The organism is Arthrobacter sp. CG_A4, from assembly GCF_035985125.1.
Taxonomy (GTDB): domain Bacteria; phylum Actinomycetota; class Actinomycetes; order Actinomycetales; family Micrococcaceae; genus Arthrobacter.
This window is the reverse complement of the sequence record NZ_JAXCID010000081.1, coordinates 1-5,726: the sequence shown is the minus strand read 5'-3', so window position 1 is coordinate 5,726 and position 5,726 is coordinate 1. Positions and strand designations below refer to the sequence as shown.

The window sequence follows — 5,726 nt, the reverse complement described above, 5'->3', positions numbered from 1 at the left end:
ACGACAAAGGGAACGCTACGGGCGGGTCGAGGGTGGGGCCAATTCAAGCGACTAAAAGCCCTACAAGTGGGGCCATTTCAGGATGCCATACCCAGAAATGTGAAGTCCTCGGTGACGTCATTGATTTCCGGGCGGGGCGGGCCGCAGTTGACAGGGGGCCCCGAGGAATCATGTCAAGATGCCCGCCTGGGTTGCTTCGTGGAATCATTTGATTTTGCCCGGATAGATGGTTGGGCTTTGGGCCCGCTTTTCGCGGTCGTGAGCGTGAGCAGCTCCGCAGTGAGTGCCTGAACCTGGCGTTGGATCGCGGCCGGGTTCAGCGGCAGGTTTTCCCGTTTGAGTCTGGCCTTGACGGCCACCCGGACGGCGCCCTTATCGGCGAGGCAGCGCTGAACGGGCGTGGCCGGCTTGTCGTATTTCTTGGTGATTTTCGCGCCGTGGCGTTCCTTGGACGCCAGCTTCTGCTGGGGCGCGAAGTGGTTGGTCAGCAGCCGCTGCAATGCCCAGATCCGGTTCAGCAACGCCAGCTCCGCGGCCGTGTCGTAGCGGTGGTATCCGACGGTCTGACGCACGATGTGCCAGTTCTTTTGCTCCACGTGTGCGCCGTCGTTTTTGTTGCCCGACCGGGACCGGGTGAACGTCAGTTTCTCTTGTTCGCACCAGCGGAACAGCCCCCAGTTGATGAACTCGCTTCCGTTGTCCGAATCGATCCCGAGGATGGGGAACGGGAACGCCGCGGTCGCCTCTTTGATGGCGGCGAACACCCATTTCTGGGCCTTGTTCTTCACGGAGACGGTCTCGGTCCAGCCGGTGGCGATATCGGTGATATCCAGGGTGAAACAGAACTCGCCCTTGCTGTTTCCGCCCTCGTGGCCGACCAGATCGATCTCCACGAAACCCGGCCGGGCGTCGTCCCATTCGGCCCAGGTCCGCATCGGAATGGAGTCCTTCAGTAAGGTCCCCGGCTTCGTGTGGGACCTGCCCCGCGGGTCCAGTTTTGCACGGTCTGATTTGAGCCGGCGGTCGATGGTGGTCGGGGCAATCTTGAGCAGCAACGCCGCCGTAGCGTCGTCGATATCGAGCTCCCCGAACCGGCGCAGACGCGGCACCAGATCCGGCAGCGACGCGGCCAACAACCGTCCGCACGAGGTGCCCTGCACCGCCCAGCACTTCCGCAGCGCCTCGATCACCGCCTCCCCGTACAGCGGGGGCCGGGGCTTCCGCGGCTTGGCCACCCGCAGGACCAGCGCGAGGCGCAGTGCCTTCCTGGCGTGATCGCGGTGCCATCCGGTCATGTCACACACCTCGTCCAAAATGGTCCTCTTAGCGCCCCGATCCGAGCGGGCATACCGGGTGGCGATGGTCTTCGTGACAGCCCTGCGTTCGCTCATTGACAGCTCCATGGCTCAGCGTGCCGGGCCGGCAACTACCGGCCCGGCAGACACACCGCTTCGCGGGCATTCCCAAATGATTCTTCGAAGGCAGCTACGCGGGCATCTTTGATGAGTCAACGCGGGGGCTGGTACCAGTGTGGTACTCGTTTGGTACCATGAGGTATGGCTATGAATCTGCGCGTTCCCGAAGAGCTTGACCGGCGGCTTGAGCGGCTCGCCGTCGAGGCACATACCTCCAAGTCGGCGTTGCTCCTCCAGGGTGCCGAGCTGGTCCTGCAGCGCCACGCTCGGCGGAGTGAGATCGGTGTGGGCCTCGACTTCGTCATGAGCCATGACGCCGAGCTGTTGACGCGCCTTGAGGACGCGTGACCGCATACCTCGACATTGAGGACGCACTGCAGGTAATCGACCGGTACGGGTTCCACATCCGTGATGTCGGTTTGCTCGCCTCGGCCCTGGCCCGGCCCGCGACTACAGTCACGGGCGCTGAGGCTTATCCTGAGTTGGCGATGAAGGCGGCCGCGTTGCTGGAGTCGGTGGCCCGTTTCCATCCGCTTATTGACGGCAACAAGCGCACCGCCTGGACCGTGATGGTCCTGCTGCTGTGGATCAACGGCTACCGCCATGACTTCACGACTGACGAGGGCTTCGACCTGGTCGTCGGAGTCGCCGCAGGAACTGTTGAGTTGCGGAACTCCGCCGCGCTGATTTCCCGGCATCTGGTCTTGCGTTAGGCCCCGGCTGGAGTGCCACTAAATGATGCGTTCTTGTCCAAGGGGTCGTAGAGGACCGGCGCGCGTGGAAGCTGCGCGTTCGCTGCCCTTCGCGTTCGGCGGCGCGAGCATGTGCGGCCGGCCAGAACGGATCACAATCCGTAACATCGCGGAAGCGGGCAAACGTGCACGGACCCGCGCGAAGCGGTGCGCGCGCTCCGGCCCCGGAGCAAGTTGCAAGGCGACTTCCTGTTGCAGTTGGTGATCGGCAGGCCAAAGCACCCTTGGTAGCCGTTACGGGGTGTGGCACCCGGCCTGCCTACTCGAACGCGGTCGCTAGCCAAGCGAGTTCGGACAGTGTCTGCTGACGTACTTCGTCCTCACGTTGGAACAGGTCTTTGGTTTTCGCCAGGAGCAGGGTGTAGGGCCGGCCCTGTCTCCGGGTGGTGTGTCGAACCGTTAGGCCGGAGGCGTCGATTTGCTGGTGGATGTGTTGCCGGCCCGGCGTGGCCAGCGGCCACTCGTGGGTTCGTTCGGAGCGGGCGGCCAGAAAATCTGCGAGCCGATCGCACAGGCCGCAGCCGTATGGGCCCCTTCAGGGCGCTTCTTGTTGGTGGCCGTCGGTGTGGCCTGGTGCCTCTTTCTTTGGGGGCGGCGGATGGTTCCGCGTTCTTCCCTCTTCATGGCGGGGTGGGGCCGCGACGGCATGACTTGTCTCAAGTTGGGGCCGTGCGCAGTCGGCGATCCATTCGGCATTACCAACTGAGCTGGATGACATTCATCTGGTTTCGCAATGATCGCTTCTGCCGACCACAATGGAACCGTGATTGAAGACACTCCTGAAGCTGGTGGTCAAACTGTATTACCGGGCCTTTCCGGCGCGGCAGATAGGGCGCTGAGACGTGAGCTCGACGAATTGCGCCTCGATAATGCCAGGCTACGGAAACTCTTGGAACTCACGGAAGTGGAATCGAAGGCAGCACACCTGGCCCAGGCTGGAATTTCTGCGGTGTTGCACCACGGTCCGGTAACCATGGAATCGTCTCCGGAAGCGAAAATTCGTCTGTTCCAGGACCTGTTCAGGGCGCGCAGGGATGTCTACGCCGTCCGGTGGGAAAACTCGCGGGACGGTCGCTCCGGCTGGGTTCCTGCCGTCGTCGGGGGTTGGCGCAAGGGCGCGAACATCGTTGGCGCCAATTTCCTGCCGCTCACCCCGTTCGTTGTTGCGGATCATTTGCGCGGAGTCCAGCACATTGGCCTTTACCCCTTGACCGAACAGGACACCTGTTGGTGGGTGGCGGCGGACTTTGACGGAGGCGCCGCAATGCTGGATGCGTTGGCGTACGTCAAGGCTGCTCGCTTTCGGGGAATTCCTGCAGCGTTGGAAGTATCCCAATCAGGACGTGGCGCCCATGTGTGGATCTTCTTCAGCACCGAAATACCTGCGTCGGCAGCACGCCAGCTTGGCACCGGTCTCATCCACGAAGCGATGGCATTGCGTGGCAGCATGAGCCTGGCCAGCTATGACAGGCTCTTTCCCGCCCAGGACGTTCACTCAGGCAAGGGCATGGGTAACCTGATAGCTGCGCCGCTGAACGGCAAGCGCCGCCAGCACGGCACCACGTTGTTCCTCGACACTACGACCCTCGAACCATATGAGGACCAATGGGCGTACCTGTCCAGCCTGGATCGGCTTTCGGAGCGGGAAGTACGTACACATGTCAGAAAGCTGCCTGCGGTCAGGTTGGGACAAGAGGTTCGCCGGCTCGAACTGCCGCTATCGTCCAAGATCCTTCCACGCCCCGCTCTGATCGTCCGAGTCGCATTCGCATCACGCCTCACTATCAGGGCAGCAGACCTTGGACCGGCCATGATCTCAGCCGTCAAGCATGCCGCTTCCATGCCGAACCCTGAGTTCTACGAACGCCAACGTCAGAGGCGATCCACCTGGAATATTCCCCGATACCTGCGTAACTACGACGAAACGCTTGACGGCGACCTCATCCTGCCACGTGGGTTGTTGCCTTTCGTGAAGCAACTGGTCGATTCGAGTGGCAGCTCGCTGCGCATTGATGATCAACGGACGGAAGGCACTGCCCACAGCTTCGAGTGCTCAGCCCGCCTGCGCGCGGAACAACAAGTTGCCTTGGACGCCGCCACTGCCGCCGAGCACGGAGTCCTGGTGGCCCCGCCGGTACCGGAAAGACCGTCATGGCGTGTGCCGCGATGGCACGTCGTGGCGTTTCGACGCTCATTCTGGTTGATCGCAAAGCCTTGGCCGAGCAATGGCGCAGCCGCATCCGTGAGTTCTTGGACGAGAAGTGCGGCCAAATCGGAGGTGGCCGTGCCAAGACGACGGGTCGGGTCGATGTCGCGCTTTTGCCCACGCTGGCACGGCGGGAAAATGTCGCCGAGCTGACCGCCAGCTATGGTTTCGTCATCGTGGACGAATGTCACCACGTCCCGGCGGCAGCGTTCACCCACGTCATGAACCAGATCCAGGCCCGGTACTGGCTGGGGCTGACGGCCACACCGTACCGGCGGGACAAGCTGGACTCGCTGATCTACCACCAGCTCGGCCAAATCTCACACACTATTTCCGCGGCTGTTCCGCAGCAGCTTCCAACGAACGCACACGAGATTGCCGGACCGGCCTTGACTTTGGAACTGCACCGGACCTCATACGCGTACGACGGCGCCGCAGACCCAAGCGAACCGGGCGGGATCTCTGCCATCTACAAGGACTTGATCGCCAATGAGGAACGCCTACAGCAAATTTACGACGACGTCATTGAAGCTTACGAACAGAACTCCCGAATTCTTGTACTGACTACGTGGAAAGCCCATCTTGAGTCCCTGAGGTCCCGGTTCGAGGCGGCTGGTCTGAAGCCAGTGGCTTTCACTGGAGCGATGAAAGCCAAGGAACGACAGGCTGCCGTCGACCTTCTTGCCGCCACCGATGATGCGCAGCCTCTGCTGGTCCTGGGCACCGGCTCATACATTGGAGAAGGCTTTGACTGCCCCAAACTGGATACCCTGTTCCTCGCAGCGCCTGTGTCGTTCAAAGGCAGATTGGTCCAATACGTCGGCCGGGTAATCCGGCCGTACCTAGGGAAAACCGTGGCGACAGTCCACGATTACTGCGACGAATCGACACCTGTACTGGCCGCATCCCTGAACAAGCGGGCGCCAGGGTACGTCTCGCTCGGGTTCCCTGATCCGCGCAAGCTCAAAATCAGATGACATCGTCCCCAGGACCGTAGGCGGCGGTGTCAGCGTTGCCACAACTCCTCGTAACCGTATTCCCGAGAGGTCACCTTTGGGCAAAATACCGGAGTTCTCGCCTCGAATACGACGACTCGCCTTGCCAGATCTTCTTCGCTGCGACGCACTGCCTGGTCGCAACCGTCGTGGTTGTGACGGCTCGTCGCTCCTGCACGTCCAACAAGTGGCGGCCGCACTATAACACTTGAGTTGTAGAACCCCTGAGTTGTGTCGAGGGAGTCGATGTGGAATGGTGACGTGTGTTACCCGTCGCGTTATTTGACTGTGGCGGCGTCACGTCCGGTGATGACGGGCCGGGCATAGAAATGCCCCGCCGGCGGGTTCCGGCGGGGCG

At 61.9% G+C, this 5,726-nt stretch carries 4 protein-coding genes and 1 pseudogene; 4 read left to right on the top strand and 1 reads right to left on the bottom strand.

What is annotated here, in order from left to right; translation table 11 throughout:
• Positions 1-173 precede the first annotated feature (173 nt).
• Positions 174-1,391 carry a transposase family protein gene (locus RCH07_RS18925; protein WP_326969036.1) on the bottom strand — a complete coding sequence of 406 codons (1,218 nt, stop codon included), beginning with the start codon at positions 1,389-1,391 and terminating at the stop codon, positions 174-176.
• A gap of 165 nt (positions 1,392-1,556) precedes the next feature.
• Between RCH07_RS18925 and RCH07_RS18920 the strand changes: the two genes are divergently transcribed.
• The 4 genes and pseudogenes from RCH07_RS18920 to RCH07_RS18910 all read left to right on the top strand — a co-directional run bounded on the left by RCH07_RS18920 (position 1,557) and on the right by RCH07_RS18910 (position 5,350).
• Positions 1,557-1,763, top strand: coding sequence for a hypothetical protein (locus tag RCH07_RS18920; RefSeq protein ID WP_326969035.1), 207 nt, complete (start codon positions 1,557-1,559; stop codon positions 1,761-1,763).
• A complete protein-coding gene (locus RCH07_RS18915) occupies positions 1,760-2,128 on the top strand; it encodes a type II toxin-antitoxin system death-on-curing family toxin (RefSeq protein WP_326969034.1) in 369 nt (122 codons plus the stop codon). The genes RCH07_RS18920 and RCH07_RS18915 overlap by 4 nt, the downstream gene beginning before the upstream one ends.
• A 772-nt stretch (positions 2,129-2,900) precedes the next feature.
• A pseudogene (locus tag RCH07_RS19350) lies at positions 2,901-3,761 on the top strand (TOTE conflict system archaeo-eukaryotic primase domain-containing protein); the annotation flags it as partial.
• A gap of 557 nt (positions 3,762-4,318) precedes the next feature.
• Positions 4,319-5,350 carry a DEAD/DEAH box helicase gene (locus RCH07_RS18910; RefSeq protein WP_326969033.1) on the top strand — a complete coding sequence of 344 codons (1,032 nt, stop codon included), beginning with the start codon at positions 4,319-4,321 and terminating at the stop codon, positions 5,348-5,350.
• The last annotated feature ends 376 nt before the right edge of the window (positions 5,351-5,726 follow it).